This is a genomic window from Pseudomonas congelans (genome assembly GCF_900103225.1).
Taxonomy (GTDB): domain Bacteria; phylum Pseudomonadota; class Gammaproteobacteria; order Pseudomonadales; family Pseudomonadaceae; genus Aquipseudomonas; species Aquipseudomonas congelans.
Map to the genome: position 1 here is coordinate 1361815 of NZ_FNJH01000001.1, position 19141 is coordinate 1380955.

The 19141-nt window shown below is 59.0% G+C and carries 17 protein-coding genes; 10 read left to right on the forward strand and 7 right to left on the reverse strand.

Annotation, left to right across the window (positions count from 1 at the left end):
• Positions 1-89: 89 nt before the first annotated feature.
• A complete protein-coding gene (gene galU, locus BLR20_RS05485) occupies positions 90-929 on the reverse strand; it encodes a UTP--glucose-1-phosphate uridylyltransferase GalU (protein WP_003364457.1) in 840 nt (279 codons plus the stop codon).
• 376 nt (positions 930-1305) lie between these two features.
• On the opposite strand from galU, the gene BLR20_RS05490 reads away from it, so the two are divergent.
• Entirely contained in the window at positions 1306-1587 is a 282-nt protein-coding gene (locus BLR20_RS05490) for a hypothetical protein (RefSeq protein WP_003400694.1), read from the forward strand.
• A gap of 55 nt (positions 1588-1642) precedes the next feature.
• On the opposite strand, the gene BLR20_RS05495 is transcribed toward BLR20_RS05490, so the two are convergent.
• A complete protein-coding gene (locus BLR20_RS05495; RefSeq protein WP_010431029.1) occupies positions 1643-1993 on the reverse strand; it encodes a hypothetical protein in 351 nt (116 codons plus the stop codon).
• Positions 1994-2160: 167 nt separating this feature from the next.
• Between BLR20_RS05495 and BLR20_RS05500 the strand changes: the two genes are divergently transcribed.
• From BLR20_RS05500 to alkB, 3 genes are read left to right on the forward strand one after another with little or no spacing between them, the layout of a single operon-like run.
• Positions 2161-2466: a DUF1883 domain-containing protein gene (locus BLR20_RS05500; RefSeq protein WP_003364463.1), complete on the forward strand. Its 306-nt coding sequence runs from the start codon at positions 2161-2163 to the stop codon at positions 2464-2466.
• A gap of 14 nt (positions 2467-2480) precedes the next feature.
• Positions 2481-2663, forward strand: a complete 183-nt coding sequence (locus BLR20_RS05505) for a hypothetical protein (RefSeq protein ID WP_074594459.1) — start codon at positions 2481-2483, stop codon at positions 2661-2663.
• A gap of 24 nt (positions 2664-2687) precedes the next feature.
• Entirely contained in the window at positions 2688-3374 is a 687-nt protein-coding gene (alkB, locus tag BLR20_RS05510) for a DNA oxidative demethylase AlkB (RefSeq protein WP_054993871.1), read from the forward strand.
• Here the strand turns inward: alkB and BLR20_RS05515 are convergent, their stop codons facing one another.
• Genes BLR20_RS05515 through gnd form a run of 4 tightly spaced genes read right to left on the reverse strand, consistent with a single transcriptional unit; the run spans position 3375 to position 8600 of the window.
• Complete coding sequence (locus BLR20_RS05515) at positions 3375-5192, reverse strand: glycoside hydrolase family 15 protein (protein WP_054993870.1); 1818 nt, start codon at positions 5190-5192, stop codon at positions 3375-3377. It abuts the gene before it with no gap.
• Positions 5193-5240: 48 nt separating this feature from the next.
• The gene (locus tag BLR20_RS05520) at positions 5241-6050 is read right to left on the reverse strand and encodes a Cof-type HAD-IIB family hydrolase (RefSeq protein WP_010431041.1); all 810 of its coding nucleotides are present in this window, start codon (positions 6048-6050) and stop codon (positions 5241-5243) included.
• Positions 6043-7575, reverse strand: coding sequence for a glucose-6-phosphate dehydrogenase (gene zwf, locus BLR20_RS05525; protein ID WP_010431044.1), 1533 nt, complete (start codon positions 7573-7575; stop codon positions 6043-6045). Before zwf ends, BLR20_RS05520 begins: the two co-directional genes overlap by 8 nt.
• The gene (gnd, locus tag BLR20_RS05530) at positions 7575-8600 is read right to left on the reverse strand and encodes a phosphogluconate dehydrogenase (NAD(+)-dependent, decarboxylating) (protein WP_074594461.1); all 1026 of its coding nucleotides are present in this window, start codon (positions 8598-8600) and stop codon (positions 7575-7577) included. The genes zwf and gnd overlap by 1 nt, the downstream gene beginning before the upstream one ends.
• A 263-nt stretch (positions 8601-8863) precedes the next feature.
• Between gnd and BLR20_RS05535 the strand changes: the two genes are divergently transcribed.
• Entirely contained in the window at positions 8864-9037 is a 174-nt protein-coding gene (locus BLR20_RS05535) for a DUF6026 family protein (protein ID WP_003400675.1), read from the forward strand.
• Between the two features lie 170 nt (positions 9038-9207).
• Here the strand turns inward: BLR20_RS05535 and BLR20_RS05540 are convergent, their stop codons facing one another.
• Positions 9208-9699 carry a GNAT family N-acetyltransferase gene (locus tag BLR20_RS05540; protein ID WP_010431052.1) on the reverse strand — a complete coding sequence of 164 codons (492 nt, stop codon included), beginning with the start codon at positions 9697-9699 and terminating at the stop codon, positions 9208-9210.
• A 616-nt stretch (positions 9700-10315) separates the two neighbouring features.
• Between BLR20_RS05540 and glgA the strand changes: the two genes are divergently transcribed.
• From glgA to BLR20_RS05565, 5 genes are read left to right on the forward strand one after another with little or no spacing between them, the layout of a single operon-like run.
• Positions 10316-11914: a glycogen synthase GlgA gene (glgA, locus tag BLR20_RS05545; protein ID WP_010431057.1), complete on the forward strand. Its 1599-nt coding sequence runs from the start codon at positions 10316-10318 to the stop codon at positions 11912-11914.
• Between the two features lie 16 nt (positions 11915-11930).
• Positions 11931-13745 carry a malto-oligosyltrehalose trehalohydrolase gene (gene treZ, locus BLR20_RS05550; RefSeq protein WP_054993868.1) on the forward strand — a complete coding sequence of 605 codons (1815 nt, stop codon included), beginning with the start codon at positions 11931-11933 and terminating at the stop codon, positions 13743-13745.
• A complete protein-coding gene (malQ, locus tag BLR20_RS05555; RefSeq protein ID WP_054993867.1) occupies positions 13735-15813 on the forward strand; it encodes a 4-alpha-glucanotransferase in 2079 nt (692 codons plus the stop codon). Before treZ ends, malQ begins: the two co-directional genes overlap by 11 nt.
• Entirely contained in the window at positions 15810-18593 is a 2784-nt protein-coding gene (locus tag BLR20_RS05560) for a malto-oligosyltrehalose synthase (protein WP_032612718.1), read from the forward strand. Before malQ ends, BLR20_RS05560 begins: the two co-directional genes overlap by 4 nt.
• Positions 18594-18610: 17 nt before the next feature.
• Positions 18611-18997 carry a DUF2934 domain-containing protein gene (locus BLR20_RS05565; RefSeq protein WP_010431068.1) on the forward strand — a complete coding sequence of 129 codons (387 nt, stop codon included), beginning with the start codon at positions 18611-18613 and terminating at the stop codon, positions 18995-18997.
• The last annotated feature ends 144 nt before the right edge of the window (positions 18998-19141 follow it).

A 19141-nucleotide genomic window follows, 5' to 3' on the forward strand; every position in this document is an offset into this window, starting at 1 on the left:
GCAGAGGCACAGCATAGCCGCTTGGCGGCCAGTCAGAAATGACAAAGCCACCCGAAGGTGGCTTTGTCCCGAGCGTCATCAATCAGAAATCAATGCGCTTTGCCGGTTTTGTAGAAATGCTCGAAGCAGAAGTTGGTGGCCTGGATGTAACCTTCCGCACCACCGCAGTCAAAACGCTCGCCCTTGAATTTGTAGGCGAGTACGTTGCCTTCGGCAGCCTGCTTCATCAAGGCGTCGGTGATCTGAATCTCACCGCCCTTGCCCGGCTCGGTCTGTTCGATTTTCTCGAAAATGTCCGGGGTCAGGATGTAGCGGCCGATGATCGCCAGGTTCGACGGCGCATCTTCTGGCTTTGGCTTTTCAACCATGTTGGTCACGCGGAACAGGCCAGGCTTGATCTCTTCACCCGCGATCACGCCGTACTTGTTGGTTTCCTGCGGATCGACTTCCTGAATGGCGATGATCGAGCAGCCATAATGCTTGTGCAGCTTGACCATCTGCGCCAGCACGCCATCACCCTCGGGATTGACGCACAAGTCATCCGCCAGAACCACGGCGAAGGCTTCGTTGCCGATCAGCGGGCGACCGCTGAGGATAGCGTGGCCCAGACCCTTCATTTCGGTCTGACGGGTGTACGAGAAGCTGCACTCGTCGATCAGCTTGCGGATACCGACCAGGTATTTTTCCTTGTCAGTGCCCTTGATCTGGTGCTCAAGCTCGTAGCTGATGTCGAAATGGTCTTCAAGAGCGCGCTTGCCACGACCGGTCACGATGGAAATTTCGGTCAGGCCTGCAGCGAGGGCTTCCTCAACACCGTATTGGATCAGTGGCTTGTTGACCACCGGCAGCATTTCCTTGGGCATGGCCTTGGTCGCTGGCAGGAAGCGAGTACCGTAACCGGCTGCTGGGAACAAGCATTTCTTGATCATAAAAGTCCTTGGTAAGGGCTGTTGGTGTTAACGGCGCAGTCTAATCAGGCGGCGGTCACCTTACAATGCCCCGCCTTTTGGCCGTCTGATGCCATGATAGAGGAATACTCGTACAGATAGTTCCGCAGTTTCTGGATATTGCCTGTACGAAAATGCAGCGCAGAACACCCTCAAACCACCATCGGGGCCAGCAACAGCGGCCCGGAATACCATTTCCAGACGGCTGCAGCAGTGACATGACATTTCGCGAACGGCAAGGCGGCGACAAGTAGGAAGCAGGCAGTTTATGATGAAAAACATGGCGGAACGATGGCACTTATTACCAGTCCAACGTTCGCATTTGTTAATTCACTGGCCTTATCTCGAAGCGAAAAACATGATCAGAATTTTGTCCATTATTGCTGTGCTGGGCCTCACCGGCTGCGCAACCGCCTCCAATACCTACCTGAAAAACGGCAAACAGGGCTTGAGCATCGATTGCTCCGGCGAGGCAATGTCCTGGGCAAGCTGCTACGAAAAAGCGGATGCGTCCTGCGCAGGCACAGGGTATGAAATCGTCGGCACAGATGGCACCCCGCAGCCCGCCGAAAGCGACAAGACGCTGGGCGTGGACGTTGGCAACTACAAAAGTCGAAGCGTATTGGTGGTCTGCAAATAATCAGGTCTGCCGCCCTGTCCATTGCGGACAGGGCCAGCTGACCCAGCCTGACCGATCAGCCTGAAATGCATGCTTCGGCAGCGTTCTGAACGTCCCTGAAACGAATGGGCACATTGGAAAGTCGTTCGTAGACCTTGATTGTACTGCCGCCCGAGCGGCTCTCGATGTCGACCAGTGCCGCCGGTGACTTGCTGAGTTTCTGCGCAACAATGACCCGCAGACCGTCATGGCGAGGTTCGATCAAAGGCGGCTTGCGACTGCTGCTGATCTTGCCTGCGAAGCACTCGGCGTATTCCTGAGGATTCTTGCCCGACATCACATTCATGGTGGGGGGTGTATGCTCAATGTCGTTTACTGTGGCACAGCCAGTCATTGCCAGAGCCAGGACTACTACAGCCAGTTTCATACAAAGCCTCCAAATAAAGGTCCTACGACAAGCCCAGGCGCAATTAAATCCCGGCCGAGGCATTTTTTCCCGGAAACACGGCAAATTAATGCCCACCGACGTCAAATTGCGGGCGTCGCATGCTATCGTTTTGATTTTTCAGAAAAACCGCCATTTCGGAGCCCGTCATGAAATTCGTACACCAGCGTGAGCATCTCAACGAGGACGACCTTGTCGTCATCGAATGCTCTCAGACCTGCAATATTCGCCTGATGAACGATGCGAATTTTCGCAGCTTCAAAAATGGTGGTCGGCACACCTATCATGGCGGTGCGTTTGACAGGTTTCCGGCCAAGATCGCCGCGCCAAGCACCGGTTTCTGGAACATCACCATCGATACCGCAGGCCGTAAGGCAGATACCAACGCCGGACGCAAACTGCCTTTCACTCACAAGATCAAGATCGTCCGGCGCTCGACCTCTCGCCTGGGATGATGCAAGGAGTCACCGTGAACAATCCAGCCCCGCGCACGACCAAATTTGCTGTCAGCTACAAGCTCAATGGCGAACGCCGCTTCGAATTCGCCCAATTGCAATCGGCATCCACCAAGGAAGCCGAGGCCGCCTTGAAGAAAATGCACGGCGAGAGCGACGACCTTATTACCGACGTCAAGGTCAGCAAGGCTCTCTGATACTCACCGGAGCTCGATCCGATCATGCAACGCAAAGGTGACACGCCCGCCACGCTGGACCTGTTCGCAGACCAGACGGCCCAACCTGGAAGCAATGAGCGTATCGGGCCCGGGTCATGGCTGTTCAGAGGATTTGCGCTGACCGCCATGCCGCAACTGCTGTCCGCCCTTGAACAGACACTGGGCCTCTCCCCGTTCCGGCACATGCAGACCCCCAGCGGCCTGAGCATGTCTGCAGCGCTGAGCAGTTGCGGGCAACTGGGCTGGATAACCGACCGGCACGGTTACCGGTATACCGCAACCGACCCGCAAACCGGACAGGCCTGGCCAGCAATGCCGGACGCCTTCATGCAGCTGGCGCAGGACGCCGCGCTCGCAGCCGGTTATGCCGGGTTCGTGCCTGACGCCTGCCTGATCAATCGCTACATACCGGGCGCCAAGATGTCCCTGCATCAGGACCGGAACGAGTACGACCATCGCTGGCCAGTGGTATCGGTATCACTGGGCATACCGGCCATCTTTCAGTTCGGCGGCCTGCTGCGCAGCGACAAGACTCAACGCATCTCCCTGTTTCATGGCGACGTAGTGGTCTGGGGCGGCGATGACAGATTGCGCTTCCACGGCATTCTGCCAATCAAACAGGCAGAACATCCGCAACTGGGTGAACAACGGATCAACCTGACCTTTCGCAAGGCTGGCCGCGACAGCTGATCACGCTTCTTCAAGCACGCCGGAAGTCCGCGCCAGCGCCGGACATACTGCCCGGTGCAGGTTCAGTGCAGTATTGATGATGCCGATGTGACTGAACGCCTGAGGGAAATTGCCCAGCATGCGCCCGCCCTTTGGATCGTACTGCTCGGCCAGCAGGCCAACATCATTGCACAGACCAACCAACCGCTCGAACAGCCGCGCGGCATCATCAGCCCGGCCCAGCAATACATAGGCATCGGCCAGCCAGAACGAACAGACCAGAAACGTCCCTTCACGACCGGCAACGCCATCGACACTGCGCTCGTTGTCATAGCGCAGCAGCAGACCATCCTGCATCAGCGTGCGCTCGATCTGCGCAACGGTACCGATAACACGAGGATCTTCCGGCGCAAGAAAACCGGTCAGCACAATCTGCAGCAGACTGGCATCCACCTCTTTCGAACCATAGGTCTGCACGAAGCTGCCAAGCTCGGCATCGAACCCGTGGCGACAGACATCGGCATGGATTTCGTCTGCCACTTTCCGGTAATGCTTTGCCAGCTCACGATCCTCATCGTTCTCGGCAGCCTGGGCGATCTGCGTGGCATTACGGTCAAAGGCCACCCAGGCCATGACTTTCGAATGTGTAAAGTGGCGCGGCTCGGAACGTATCTCCCAGATGCCCGCATCCGGCAGGTGCCAGATTTTCTCAAGATAAGGCATGACCACCTTGGAAATCGCCACGCTGCGAGGATGCTGCGCCATACCGCCTCGCAGCGCCTGGATCATCGCATCGGCGACTTCACCGTAGACGTCCAGCTGGACCTGCGTCGCCGCACCATTGCCGACACGCACCGGCAGCGAGTTCTCATAGCCACCCAGCCAGGGCAGCTCGTATTCCTGCAAACGACGCTCGCCACCTACGCCGTACATGATCTGGATCTGCTCAGGATTACCGGCAACCGAGCGCAACAGCCAGTCCCGCCAGGCCTGGGCCTCCTCGAAATAGCCCAGGTTCATGAAGGCCAGCAGGGTCATGGTGGCGTCGCGCAGCCAGCAATAGCGGTAATCCCAGTTGCGTTCGCCACCCAACTGCTCGGGCAATGAGGTGGTCACTGCGGCAACGATGCCGCCGGTGGGCGCATAGGTCATGGCTTTCAGCGTAATCAGCGAGCGCTTTACCTGCGCCGTCCACGGTCCGACGTCAGGGCAGCGATCAGAGAACTCGCGCCAATAGGCAGCGGTGGTCTCCAGTGCCTGGTCGGCTTCGATCTGATCGAGCACGGGTGCAAAGGACGCCTGATAGGCCAGCGTGAAGACCTTGCGCTGGCCTTCATCGACGTGAAAACGGCTGGCGGTGTGATGATCCTGCGGATGCAGGGCCACAGGGCTGCGCAGCACCAGCATTTCGGGTCCAGCCACTGCCGTCAGTGTATGAGCATCCTTCCGCTCGACCCAGGGCACGCTGCTGCCGTAATCGAAACGGATGGCGAGATCCACAGCGAACTCGACCCGGCCGGACAGCCCGACCACCATGCGCACCACGTGGCCGGAGGTGTTCATGGGCATGAAATCGATCAGCATGGCGCGACCGTCACCGGTTTCGAAAACGGTTTCGAGAATCAGGGTGCCATCGCGATAACGCCGCTCGACGGCAATGACCTCGGCAGTCGGCGCGATCTTCCAGCGGCCATGCTCTTCACTGCCCAGCAGCGCGGCGAAGCAGGCCGTCGAGTCGAAGCGGGGGAAACACAACCAGTCCAGCGAACCATCACGGGCGACCAGCGCCGCCGTCTCGCAGTTGCCCAGCAATGCGTAGTCTTCGATCAGTGCAGCCATTCAGAAAATGCCCGTCGTGATGATTCGTTAACGTGGGTATACAGCTGATCAGGCGCTCAGAATGTAACGCTCGATGGCGTTGGCCACTCCGTCCTGCTCATTACTATCAGTAACATGATCAGCCTGTCCCTTGACTGTCTGCTCGCCCTGCCCCATGGCAATCGACAAGCCTGCCTTGTGGAACATCGCCACGTCGTTACCGCCGTCGCCGATGGCCGCCGTACGCGACAGGTCAACACCCAGATAGTCCGCCAGCGCGACCAGAGCAGAACCCTTGTTGGCCTCCAGCGCAGTAACATCCAGGTAGTATTTTTGCGAACGGGCCGCCAGCGCAAGCCCTTCGATCTGCGGGTTGAGCTTCGCCTCAAGCGTTTTGAGCAACTCGAAATCGGCGCTGGCCGCGACGATCTTGTCGACGCGATCCAGATACGGCTCGAAACTCTCGACCTGAACATAGCCATAGCCCAGTGCATCGAGCTCATGATCGACATAATCGGCGTCGGGATCGAGCAGCAGCCATTGATCATCGGCAAAGACCCAGATGGCAACGTCCTGCCCGGCAAACAACTCCAGACAGATGCGGACCGCGCGCGGATCAATGCGATGAGCCACAAGCAGGCTGCCATCGGGATGAGTGATGGTGCCGCCATTGAATGCCACGGTGGGCAGGTCCACATCCAGCGCTTCAATCACCTGGCGCATGGCCCTAGGCGGCCGACTGCTGGCCAGCGTGAAGTGAACGCCGGCATTACGCAGGCGCTTGATGGCGTCGATATTGGCTTGGCTCAGGCTGTGATCACGGCGCAGTAACGTGCCGTCGATGTCGGACAACAGGAACTGTACAGGCAGTTCAGACATTCAATTCTCTCCATTCCCGACCATCACGACTCAGCAACTCTTCACCCGCTTGCGGGCCATCCTTGCCAGCTTCATAAAGCTGTACTTCCGGCTGCGCGGCCCAGGCGTCGAGGAACGGCTGCACTGCACGCCAGCCGTTCTCGATGTTGTCGGCCCGCTGGAAGAGCGTCTGGTCACCGGTCAGGCAGTCATAGATAAGGGTTTCGTACCCGGTGGAGGGCTGCATCTCGAAGAAGTCCTTGTAGGCGAAGCCCAACGCGATATCTTCCATTTTCAGTTCCGGGCCCGGACGCTTGGCAAACAGGTCGAACCACATGCCTTCATTGGGCTGAATCTGGATCCGCAGGTAGTTGGGCTTGAGCCGGTCGACTTCGGTATCGCGGAACTGCGCATAAGGAGCAGGCTTGAAGCAGATGGCGATTTCCGTGCTGCGAGCACTCATGCGCTTGCCGGTGCGCAGGTAGAAAGGCACACCCACCCAGCGCCAGTTGTCGACCATGACCTTCAGCGCAACGTAGGTTTCGGTGCTGCTGTCGGGCTCCACACGATCTTCCTGACGATAACCGACGACTTCCTTGTCGCCCATCACGCCCTTCGCGTACTGGCCACGCACCGAATTGGCCAGGGCTTCTTCTTGGCTCCAGGGCCGGATCGCGCCGACCACCTTGGCTTTCTCACCGCGAACGGCATCGGCACCGAAAGCGGCAGGTGGCTCCATCGCAACCATCGCCAGCAACTGGAACAGGTGGTTGGGGACCATGTCGCGCAAGGCACCGGTATGCTCGTAAAAGCTGCCACGGGTTTCCACGCCTACAGTTTCCGCCGCCGTGATCTGTACGTGATCGATGTAGTGATTGTTCCAGAACGACTCGAACAGGCCGTTGGAGAAACGGCTGACCAGAATGTTCTGCACCGTCTCCTTGCCCAGGTAGTGATCGATCCGGTAAATCTGCTTCTCGCTCATGACCTTGAGCAGACAGCCATTGAGCTCGACCGCACTGGCCAGATCGGAGCCGAAGGGCTTTTCGATCACGACACGACGAAACCCGCCTTCGGCTTCCTGCAGCAGACCTGAGGAGCCCAGGCGCTGGGCGACCTCACTGAAAAACCGCGGCGCGGTGGCCAGATAGAACACCGCGTTGGCGGTGCCGGTGCTCTCGATCTTGCTGGCGATGTCCTGGTAGGTGGAATCGTCGAGGAAGTCGCCCTGCACATAACTGATGCGTTCGGCCAGCTTGCTCCACAGCGCAGGATCGAGCGGATCCTTGCCATCCCCGGCAACCTTGCCGGCGGCTTCATCGCGAATGAAGTTCTCGAGCTTTTTCGCAAAGTCGGCATCGCTGATCGCATTGTGATCGACGCCGACGATATGCAGCCCTTCATCCACCAGACCGTCGCGCGACAGGTTGTAAAGCGCCGGCATCAACAGGCGCTTGACCAGGTCTCCATGGGCACCGAACAGAAACAGGGTCGTGGGTGGGGCTACCTCGGTCTTTTGCTCGGCACTGCCACGCGACAGGCCCATTACTTGGGTTCCTTATGGCCACCAAATCCAAAGCGCATGGCGGACAGCATCTTGTCTGCGTACGAGCTTGTCTGGCGGGAACGGAAACGCGCAAACAGAGCACTGGACAGCACAGGGACCGGAACCGCCTGCTCGATGGCCGCCTCGATGGTCCAGCGACCTTCGCCGCTGTCGGCAACCGAACCGGAGAATGCTTCCAGGTGCGGGTCGGTGGCCAGCGCATCGGCGGTCAGGTCCAGCAGCCAGGACGACACCACGCTGCCACGACGCCAGACTTCGGCAATGTCGGCGGTGTTCAGGTCGAAACGCTGCTCGGGCGGCAGGTGTTCGGAGTTTTTCTGCTTGAGAAGATCGAAGCCTTCAGCGAAGGCCTGCATCATTCCGTACTCGATGCCGTTGTGGATCATCTTCACGAAATGCCCGGAACCCGCAGGGCCTGAGTGGATATAACCGCGCTCGGCACGATCATCGGTCGAGGTGCGGTCACGAGTGCGCTCGATCGAGCCAAGGCCCGGCGCCAGCGTAGCGAAAAGTGGATCAAGGCGTTCGACAATGGCCGACTCGCCGCCGATCATCATGCAGTAGCCGCGCTCCAGCCCCCAGACGCCACCTGATGTGCCGACATCGACGTAATGCAGACCCTTCTCAATCAGTTCCTGAGCGCGTCGGATATCGTCCTTGTAGAAGGTATTACCGCCGTCGATGATCACGTCATCGGCATCAAGCAACTCGCTGAGGGTCTGAATGGTGTCTTCGGTTGGTGCGCCTGCCGGGAGCATTACCCAGACGGCACGGGGCTTGGCGAGCGCACCGACCAGTTCCTTCAGATCTGCGACCGCAGTCGAACCGTCATTGGCCAGGGCGTTGCGCGATGCTTCATCACGGTCGTACACCACAGTCGTGTGACCATTCAGCATCAGACGGCGTGCGATATTGCCGCCCATGCGGCCCAGTCCAATAATCCCAAGTTGCATGAAGGTGCTCCTTAAATCGTAAAAAGGTGCCTCGCTTGCCGTCCAGCGCATCGACAGATTGCGAGCATGCTGATTAGTCAAGCGAGGCGGAACGTCGGTTCCCTTGCGAGAAGATGAAGACGCGAGCGCCCTCCTGTGGTGCATTTTGTCGCGATTAATAAACATTCGCGACAATTAAAAATAAAAAAGTTCCAAAATCATGCAAAAGAAATCAAAATCGGTGCCGATAGAGAGGGTAAGCAGCGGCGGTCAGGGATTGAAAGTCATTGCCACGGACCTCTCTGAGGTTGAATCCGCCATTTGCGAGGTGAGCAATGGGCACTGTACTACCAGCACTTGCACCACAAACCCTGTATGTCACTATCCGTCGTGACGAACTGCGCACATTAAAAGAAGAGCGCGAGCAGTTGCAGAAAAAAGTGGCTCATTTGAGCTCGATGCTGCAGCAATCGCAGTTATCCGCCCCCGGCAAGATGCTTCAGGCCTGACCGCAACTGTATCATTCTTCAAAACGCCCCAGGGCAAGCCCGATAATCCGGCTTGCCCACCTGACCTGCCATCCTGCTTCCCCCGCCATATGTTTAGTCTGCCGCTCAGCGTGGCATGCACCTGCACGACCAAAAACCGAGCCAGGCGAACAGGCCTCTGAAAAACCTTCCTAAAGTGCCTTCTGCCAGAACATGGCGCGCCCCATTTCAGGGCTCAATTGATAATTATCAAAACCGAGCTTCCTGTAGGCCCCCTGTGCAACCTCGTTGCCCTCCAGAACTTCAAGCGTCAGCTTGCAGCAGCCACGCTGGCGCGCAATCTCTTCGACCTTGAGCAACATTTTCTGACTGATACCCATGCCACGGTATTGCGAGATGACCGCTACGTCATGAATGTTCACCAACGGACGACAGGCAAAAGTTGAAAACCCCTCGAAACAGTTGACCAGCCCTACCGGCTCTCCCGAGATGAATGCCAGCACGCTGAACGCGTAAGGACGCTTGGCGAGCTCAATTGCCAACTGCTGACGGGTATCGCTCGACAGAGGCCGCCCTGTGCCCATGGCATCCATCGAATACTCGTTCAGAACGAACCCGATCGCATCCGCGTGCACAGGATTTGTGTAACTCGCTTGCAGTACCAGTACCTCGGGGGCTTCCATTTCCATCCTCGTCAATTCAATCAGAGTGATTCAGTGAAATCAGTCAAAGGGTAATGCCTCAGGCCAGCGTCAAGGCCGGGGCTTGTGGCCCGATTCTATCCTGCCCTGCTGCAAAATGTTCCAGCGTAGATGTAAGGATTTTCTCGTCGCGCCCGAAGATTGACCGCTGTACGCACTCGGAAAAGGCGTTGTGCACCGTTGCTGCTCGTCACGACCTGCTGCGAATGCTATTTAGTGATGCAAACCAAGCGTCTGGACCGAATTGTCCAACGATCCGACGACCGGTAATGGCCCTTACGGGCGCAAAAAACACCGGTAAAAAAGCGCAGCGACCGCCGGGCTGCCACCTGCAGCGTGCCACCACCTGCGGCGTTGAAGCCTGTCCCAGACATTCGCAAATAAAAAAGTCGAAACTTCTCCAAAACGACCGGGTCAGGTGATTAGAGCATCTATGCTATTGGCTGACATCCGGTAATGGCGACATCACACCGCTTTGTCACTATGCATGGTCCAAACGGGTATCGATCTTGCGTAGTGCACGTATGTGTACCCGGCCATAGGAAATGGCCAATAAAAATCAAGTGATGCACCAAGACTGTTTTAAGGGGAAAAACTGATGATTAGCGCCGCTGTGAAAACCCAGAAGGGAGAGAGTTTTAACCAGCCTGTCGGCGAGCTGACTCATCTTCCGGTGTTCTCTACCAAGAGCGTTCCTGTGTTGCAAATGCCTACGTCGACTGTTCAGCCTCAGCCGACCATGTCCCAGGTCAACAGACGCAAAGTGTTGTTCGTGACCTCCGAGCTGGCCGATCTGGTGAAAACCGGTGGGCTGGGCGATGTGTCTGCCGCACTGCCGCGAGCCATGCGCCACCTGCATGACGTTCGAGTACTGATTCCAGGTTATCCGCAGGTCATCAATAGCGGTAATCCGATCCATATCATCAGCCAGCTGGGTGGCTATGCAGCGTTGCCGCCTTGCAAGGTGGGTCGCATGGACATGAAAGACGGTCTGGTGATCTACGTACTGATCTGCCCGGAGCTTTACGAGCGCGAAGGCACCCCTTACGCCGACAGCACCGGTCGCGACTGGTCCGATAACCATATTCGCTTCGCCCGTCTGGGCCTGGCAGCTGCCGAGTTCGCCGCTGGCGAAGTCAAGAGCCAGTGGTGCCCCGAGCTGGTTCATGCCCACGACTGGCCGGCCGGCCTGGCGCCTGCGTACATGCGCTGGCGCGGGCAGTCCACGCCAAGCATCTTCACTGTTCACAACCTCGCCTATCAAGGCACGGTAAGCACTGCCTCGAGCCGTGAGCTGGGCATCCCGGACTCCGCCATTACCCCCGAAGGCATGGAGTTCTACGGTCAGCTGTCGTTCATCAAGGCGGGCATGGCCTTTGCCAGCCACATCACCACCGTGAGCGCCACCTACGCCCGGGAAATCACGACCCCGGAGTTCGGTTGCGGCCTGGAAGGCTTCCTGCAAAGCAAGGCCAACAAGGGTCAGCTCAGCGGCATCCCCAACGGTATCGACGAAAGCTGGGACGCGGCCACCGACGAACACCTGATCTGCCACTTTGCACCCAACGAGTGGACGCGCAAGGAAATCAACGCTGATTACGTACGTGAGCTGTTCGAGCTGGATGCATCGACCGGGCCGCTGTTCGCAGTGGTATCGCGCCTTGTGTATCAGAAAGGCCTGGACCTGACGATCGGCGTCGCCGAACACATCGTCAACAACGGCGGACAGATCGCAATCATCGGCCGCGGCGAGCCCGAGGAAGAGCAGGCCATGCGCGAGTTGGCGGAACGCTTCCCCGGACGTATCGGCGTGCGCATCGGCTTCAACGAAACCGACGCACGACGCATGTTCGCCGGCAGTGATTTCCTGTTGATGCCGTCCCGCTATGAACCATGCGGTCTGAGCCAGATGTACGCGCAACGCTTTGGCTCTCTGCCTGTCGCACGCAACACTGGTGGCCTGGCAGATACGATCGAAGACGGCGTCACCGGCTTCCTGTTCAACGAATCGACAGTTGAAAGCTATACCGAGGCCCTGAATCGCACCTTCCAGGTCTTCGCCCATCCTGAGCTGCTCAACGCCATGCGCTGCCGCGCCATGGCGGCTCCCTTCAACTGGCATCAGGCAGTAGAGCCCTACGCAGATCTCTATCGCGACCTGTTGAAGAAAAACGTGAGCATTTCCAGCAACTACTAGGTTAAGGATTTAATGGATGCCCCTGCGTACAGACGATAACTGGCGCCACGGCGCCGTTTTGTTGGACCCTGAACACACCCGGTTTGCCCTCTGGGCACCGGATGCCTCCTTCGTAAATGTCGAACTGCAGGATGGCCAGTCACTGGCCATGCTGCCTCAGTCCGACGGCTGGTTCGTCCTTGAGGCCCGCTGCAAGGCGGGTACTCGCTACCGCTTCAGGATCGACCATGAACTGGACGTTCCTGACCCCGCATCACGCGCGCAGGTCGATGACGTTCATTCCGAAAGCCTCGTCGTCGACCCTCATGCTTACTCATGGCAAAACAGCGCATGGAACGGTCGTCCGTGGCATGAAGCGGTGATCTATGAGCTGCACGTGGGCGCCATGGGTGGCTACGCTGGCGTGGAAAAGCACCTGCCGCGACTTGCCAAACTGGGCGTTACCGCAATCGAACTGATGCCGATTGCACAGTTCCCCGGTGACCGCAACTGGGGCTACGACGGCGTTCTGCATTACGCCCCGCAATCCTCCTACGGCACGCCCGAGCAGCTCAAGCACCTGATCGACACCGCTCACGGTCTTGGCCTGATGGTGATTCTGGACGTGGTCTACAACCACTTCGGCCCGGACGGCAACTACCTGGGCAGTTACGCCAAGGAGTTTTTCCGCAGCGACCTGCACACCCCATGGGGCGATGCGATCGATTTCAGACGCCCGCAGGTGCGCGACTTTTTCGTCGACAACGCCCTGATGTGGCTGCTCGAGTATCGCTTCGACGGCCTGCGCATGGACGCTGTGCACGCCATTCGCGACAAGACCTTCCTACCGGAATTCGCCGAGCGGGTACGTGGCCGCATTGAACCGGGCAGACACGTGTGGCTGAACCTCGAGAACGAGTTCAACCAGGCCAGTCTTCTGGAAAAAGGCTTCGATGCACAGTGGGACGACGACGGGCACAACACCCTCCATGTGCTGCTGACCGGTGAAACGGACGCCTACTATTCCGACTTCGCCAAAGAGCCTACGCAAAAGCTCGCGCGGCTGCTCAGCGAGGGGTTTGTCTACCAAGGCGAACCAACGCGTCACGGGCACACGCGCGGTGAGCCCAGCGCGCACCTGCCGCCATCAGCCTTTGTGCTGTTCCTGCAGAACCACGATCAGATCGGCAACCGCGCACTCGGTGAACGCTTGCCGCAACTCTGCTCGCCGGCTGCATTGAAAGCCGCCACTGCCCTGCTGCTGCTTTCACCGATGATTCCGCTGATGTTCATGGGCGATGAGTGGGCGGCCAGCGAACCGTTTCTGTTCTTCACCAGCCACCATGGCGAACTGGCCGATGCGGTACGCGAGGGACGTCGCAAGGAATTCGCTGATTTCGCCGCGTTCGCCGACCCGGAAAAGCGCGAGCACATTCCTGATCCCAACGACATCAAGACGTTCGAAGCCTCACGCCCGGCATTTTCAGCGGTCGATCTCGACACCGACATAGGCCTCGATCACCGCAGCTGGCTGGAGTTCTACACGCAGTTGCTGGCCTTGCGGCACAAGGAAATCATGCCGCGCCTGCAGGGCGCACGCTTTCTGAGTACCGATATTCTTGGCGACAAAGCGGTCAGTGCACGCTGGACGCTCGGCGATGGCAGCGAACTGCGTATTGACCTCAATCTCAGTGAGCACGCGGTGGACGCGCCGCAACAAACCGGGGCCCGCGAGATATTCTCCAGCGCCGAAAAATCGTCCGAACTTTCCCCACGCGGCATCCTCAATGCTTACACGGCCATTGTCAGCCTGAAAGCAAGTGATGTTCTGGAGGAACAGGATGAACAATGAGCAATTGGAGAGGCTTGCGACCGAGGCAGGATTGTCGGTGCACTGGGTCGATGCCAACGCTCGGCCGCAGACCGTCAGCCCTGATGTGCTGCGCAAGGTTCTGGAAGCGCTGGGCTATCCTGCTGAAAACGGCGAGGCTATCGATGCCAGCCTGCTGCGCCTGCAAAAAGCCAGTCACGGCACCAGTGCCCCGCCACTGCTGACGGTCGATGTGGAAAGCAATCTGGACCTGTCCCAGTGGTTTGCTCCACAAACGCCGTTCACGCTACACCTCGAAGACGGCTCCTCACTGGATGCCAGGCTAACCTCGAATGCAGAGCTTCCGGCATTGGCCCCGCCAGGCTACCAGCAGCTGGAAATTGCCGGCCAGCACCTGACCATCGCGGTCGCGCCGAAAACCTGCTTCAGCATGGCAATGGCCACCGACACTTCAAAGCCGCACGGCTGGGGGTTGACCGCTCAGCTTTACAGCTTGCGCCGCGAAGGTGATGGCGGTTTTGGTGACACCGAGGCACTGGAGAAAGTCTTGCGCTCTGCTGGCGAGCGAGGTGCCGACGCACTGGGCATCAGCCCGATCCACGCCATGTTTGCCAACGACCCTCACCGTTACAGCCCTTATTCACCTTCCAGCAGGCTGTTCCTCAACAGCCTGTATGCGTCGCCTGGTGCGATTCTCGGTGAAAGTGCGTGGCGTCAGGCAATCGAAGACGCGCGTGTCGGCGACGAGATGAAGCGCCTTGAAACACAGACGCTGATCGACTGGCCAGCCGCTGCCAACGCCAAATGGAAAGCGCTTCACGCGCTCTATGAAGGCTTCAGTGCAGGTGATCACCCACTGCATGAAGACTTCAACAGCTTCCGCCACAGCGGTGGTGAAGCGCTGGAAAATCACTGCCGCTTCGAGGCGCTGTGTGCCGAGTCCGAAACGCTGAACATTGGCAGCAATTGGCATGAATGGCCGGAGCAGTTCAAAGACCCTCGCGGTGACGCAGTAGCAGAATTCGCCAAAAGCCATAGCGAGCAGATCAGCTTTCATGCGTTCGCCCAATGGCTCATAGCCCGTGGCCTGGAGCGCGCGCAGGTTGCAGCACGCAGCAGCGGCATGCGCGTCGGCCTGATTGCCGATCTGGCAGTGGGTGCCGATGGCGCCGGAAGCCAGGCCTGGAGCCGTCAGGACGAGCTGCTGTCGGCCCTGACCGTTGGCGCACCACCCGACATCCTCAACCGCGCTGGCCAGAGCTGGGGTATTTCCGCGTTTTCACCGGACGGCCTCAAGCGTAACGGCTTTCGTGCGTTCATCGAGATGCTGCGGGCCAACTTTGCTCATGCAGGCGGTCTGCGTATCGACCATGTCATGGGCCTGCAGCGGCTATGGGTCATCCCGCAGGGAGCGCCTCCCAGCGAAGGCGCGTACCTGAATTTCCCGCTGGACGACATGCTCCGCCTGCTGAGTCTGGAATCCTCGCGGCACAAGGCGATCGTGCTGGGTGAAGACCTCGGTACAGTGCCCGAAGGCCTGAGCGAAAAACTCAGTGCCCGGGCGATTCTCGGCATGCGCGTCCTGCTGTTCGAACAGAACAATGGTCAGTTCAAGCCGATTCTCGATTGGTCGGATCAGGCACTGGCAACCACCAGTACCCACGACCTGCCTACCCTCGCGGGCTGGCTCAGCGAACTGGATATCGAATGGAATGCGCGCCTCGGGCACATCGACGAGCAGCATGAATCGCAATGGCGCGAAGAGCGCACCCGGGAATATGAAAGCCTGCGGCGTGCCTTGAGCCAGAACATCGACAGTCTGCCGTCCGATACTGAAGACCCGGCGCAGATTATCGACGCGAGCATCAGCTACCTGGGTCATACACGTGCGCCACTGGTACTGCTGCCGATAGAAGACGCGCTGGGTGTCGAGGAGCAGGCCAACCTGCCCGGCACCATTGACAGCCACCCCAACTGGCGCAGACGTCTTCCCGGCGATGCGGCCTCTCTGCTTGATAACCCGAATGCTGCTCGACGACTGGAATTGCTTTCCCGATCCCGGCTGCAGGCTACGGAGCGTGATCAATGACCCGTCCATTACAGCCTTTGCGCGCCACCCAGCGCCTGCAATTTCACAAGGACTTCACCCTCGACGACGCCGTACCACTGGTGCCCTACTTTGCCAGTCTGGGTATCAGCCACCTCTACGCGTCGCCGCTGCTCAAGGCCCGTGCCGGCTCGATGCACGGCTATGACGTGGTCGACCCGACGGTCATTAACCCGGAACTGGGCGGCGAACCTGCCCTGCTGCGCCTGGTCGAGACCTTGCGCGAACACGGCATGGGGCTGATTCTCGACATCGTGTCCAACCACATGGCGGTCGGTGGTGCCGACAACCCGTGGTGGCTGGACCTGCTGGAATGGGGCCGTCGCAGCCCTTATGCAGAGTTCTTCGACATTCAGTGGAATTCGCCGGACCCGCTGCTGGAAGGTCAGCTGTTGCTGCCATTCCTGAGCAGCGACTACGGCACGGTATTGCAGGCCGGCGAAATCCCGTTGCGCTTCAATGCCGAGCAGGGCTCGTTCTACATCGAGCACTATCAGCATCACTTTCCGGTCTGCCCGTTGACCTACGACTCGCTGTTGCAGGCCGTGGACCACCCGCAACTGAAGGAAATGGCCCAGCGCTTCACTGCACTGGCGCAGTTCCCGCAAGCTTATGAGCGCGCACGCCAGGCCAGAGCCGAGTTGGCCGAACTGGCCAAGGACCCGCAGGTGCTCAAGGGTATCGAGCAGGTTCTCGCGCATTTCGATTCCAGCAAGCCGGAAGGCTTTCAGCGTCTGCACCAGTTGCTGGAGCGTCAGCACTACCGCCTGGCCAGCTGGCGCACCGCCGGCGATGACATCAACTGGCGGCGCTTCTTCGACATCAACGAGCTGGGCGGCCTGCGTGTCGAGCGGCCACAGGTGTTCGAGGCCACCCACGGGAAGATATTCCAGCTGATCGCCGAGGGCCTGGTCGACGGGCTGCGTATCGATCATATCGATGGGCTGGCCGACCCGCGCGGCTACGGTCGCAAGCTGCATCGTCGGGTCAAGGGCCTGCTCAAGCTGCGCCCCGAGCACGCACAGATCGATCATCTGCCGATCTTCGTCGAGAAAATCCTCGGCCCCGACGAGCCGTTGCGTGAAGACTGGAGCGTTGACGGCACAACGGGTTACGAGTTCATGAACCAGGTGTCACTGCTGCAACACGACCCCAAGGGCGAAGAGCCTCTGGGCGAGCTGTGGAGCCGCCTGACAGAACGTACCGCCGACTTCGATCAGGAAGTACTGGTAGCCCGGGATCTGGTCCTGCACGGCACACTGGCGGGTGATTTCGAGAACGTTGCCCAGTCGTTGCTGCAGGTTGCACGCAGCGACCTGATGAGTCGCGACCTGACCCTGGGTGCGATTCGCCGCGCACTGCTCGCGCTGATCGTTAATTTCCCGATTTATCGCACCTATATCTCGGTGTGCGGCCGCTCGGCGCAAGACGACAAGTACTTCCAGCAGGCAATGGAAGGCGCGCGCGAGACGTTGAACGAAGGTGACTGGCCGGTGCTGGATTACCTGGCACGCTGGCTGGGCGGCGAACCCTGGCGCAAACTGCCACGCGGCAGGCTGCGCAAGCTCTACAAGAATGCCTGCGTACGCTTCCAGCAACTGACCTCCCCGGTTGCCGCCAAGTCGGTCGAAGACACCTCGTTCTATCGCTCTGCCGTGTTGCTCTCGCGCAATGATGTGGGTTTCCATCCGCAGCACTTCAGTGCGCCGGTAGAAGACTTCCATCAGGTCTGCCTACAGCGTCTGGAGAAGTTTCCAGCCAATCTGCTGACCACCGCAACGCACGACCACAAGCGTGGCGAAGATACGCGCACACGTCTTGCGGTCCTGAGTGAATGCGCCCCGTGGTACGCCGAACAGGTAGAACGCTGGAGACAGCTGGCGATACCGCTCAAGGGTGACGAGCCGACTATCAGCGCCGGCGACGAACTGATGCTTTACCAAGCCCTGCTTGGCAGCTGGCCGCTGAGCCTGGAGGGCGAAGAAGCTCACCAGGAATACGCGAAGCGCATGGTCCAGTGGCAAGAGAAAGCCCTGCGCGAAGCCAAGCTGCAAAGCAGCTGGAGTGCACCGAATCAGCCCTACGAAACCGCTTGCCGCGAATTTCTGGAGCGTTTGCTGCTGGCTCCGGAAGCACTGGCGTTGCGCCAATCCCTCAGTGCGACAGCCAACCGTATTGCCACCGCCGGCGCGCTCAACAGTCTGGCGCAAACCTTGCTACGCTTGAGCGTACCCGGCGTTCCCGATTTGTATCAGGGTACCGAGTTCTGGGATTTCAGCCTGGTGGATCCGGATAACCGCCGCCCGGTCGACTACGCTGCACGTAAACAGGCCCTGGCGGAAGAGACAAGCGTTGCCGACCTGCTGACTGACTGGAAGGACGGACGCATCAAGCAGGCTCTGATCGCGAAGGTCTTGAACCTGCGGGCCGAACATCCGGGACTGTTCAGCGAGGGCAGTTATCAACCTCTGGAAATAAAGGGCAGCCACGCCGAGCAGGTGATGGCTTTTGCCCGGGAGACGCAAGGAGTGCGCGCTATCATCGTAGTACCACGCACATGCAGTGAACTATTGGGTACTGCGCAAACTCCATTGATTAATGCTGCCAATTGGGGCGACACGCGGATCATGTTGCCGTTTGCCGACTCCGGTTCTGACTGGAAGGGACTCTTTTCTGACGTTGTCGTGACGAGTGATCGGGAAGTACCGCTCAGTGCAGCGCTTGAAAGATTTTCCGTCAATTTGCTTATTCAAACTATGTAATAGCTGGGAGTCTCAAGATGAGTGCCGACGAAAAAAGAATTCGCGACTTTGCTTACCAAATCTGGGAATCGGAGGGCAAACCGTCCGGTCATGACGAACGTCATTGGGAAATGGCGCGCAAGCTGGCCGAAGCAGAAGCACTGGCGCCGAACAAGTCCAGTGTGCGCAAATCGACCAAGCCCAAGCTACCTGAAGTAGACAGCGCCAAGGCGCCGGCCAAGGGTGCAGCCAAGCCCGCAGCAAAATCGGCGCCTGCGCCAAAGCCTGCTGGTGAAGCCAAGCCCAAGCCTGCTCCCAAGGCGGCCGCCAAACCTGCACCCAAGGCCAAGCCCGCTGCAGCCGCTACAACCGATGCCCCTGCCAAACCCGCTCCCAAGAAGCCGCGCAAGCCGTCGAATTCTTGAAACTCTTCTGGCCGCGCACCGGTCAATTAATGCAGGTCTCGCTCTGACCAGAGATGAGGCCTGCTACACCCCCTTGCATTATCGTCAGTATCGGAGCCTGCGGCTCCGATAGCGGTCTTGGCCGCTCAGAAAATCATTCGACGT